This window comes from Erwinia sp. MYb416 (genome assembly GCF_037479575.1).
Taxonomy (GTDB): Bacteria; Pseudomonadota; Gammaproteobacteria; order Enterobacterales; family Enterobacteriaceae; genus Erwinia; species Erwinia rhapontici.
Genome location: NZ_JBBGYT010000339.1, coordinates 1 through 711, shown reverse-complemented (window position 1 = coordinate 711; position 711 = coordinate 1). Strand labels below are relative to the sequence as shown.

The following is a 711-nucleotide window of genomic DNA, read 5'->3' as shown; positions in this document are numbered from 1 at the left end:
TACAACAGCTAAACAGCTTACGGATCTTCCCCTTAAAAAGCACAGTCTGCGCTCCTCCATTTCTACACTGGCCTTGCTCTCACTGCCGATATTGAACGCCATCCCTCTTACCTCAGCTACGGCTGCAGAGATTCATCTTGGTGCAGCTGGAGCAACAGGTGCCAAAGGAGAACAAGGGATTGCAGGTTTGCCGGGCAGTGGGCGCAATACCGTTGCACCAGGCACGAACGAAACCCAGAGCTTCAGCGAGATGACAGGACGTCACACTATTACGCTAGGGGGTAAAGGTGGCAATGGCGGTGATGGCGCCGATGCCGGCCTTAGCGGAAGTGCGGGCAATGGATATCACGGGAGCCGCGGAGGCAATGGCACGGATGGCAAAAACGGTGAGGATTTTAACGCTGTTCCAGGCAGTAGTGGAAGCTCAGGCGGCAATGCCAACCCGGCGAAAGATGGAAGCAGCGGTACCCGTGGTGGCCAGGGGGGTGACGGCACTTCAGGACAAGCTGGTGGTTCAGGAACACTGACTGTTGAGGGCGGGGATGCCTCGTTTGACTCCATCACTCTGGGTGGTAACGGCAGTGATGGCGGTGCTGCAGGTAATGCCTCAGCAGGAACCGCAGGAGGGAATGGCGGTAATGGAGGCACCGGCGGTGATGGTGGCAACGGTGGTAACGGCGGCGATGGTTCCAATACAGAACACTTTAATGG

1 pseudogene is annotated in these 711 nt (G+C 57.1%); it reads left to right on the top strand.

Going from position 1 to position 711, the window contains the following annotated elements:
- Positions 1-711 (top strand): annotated as a pseudogene (locus WH277_RS04035) (hypothetical protein); the annotation flags it as partial.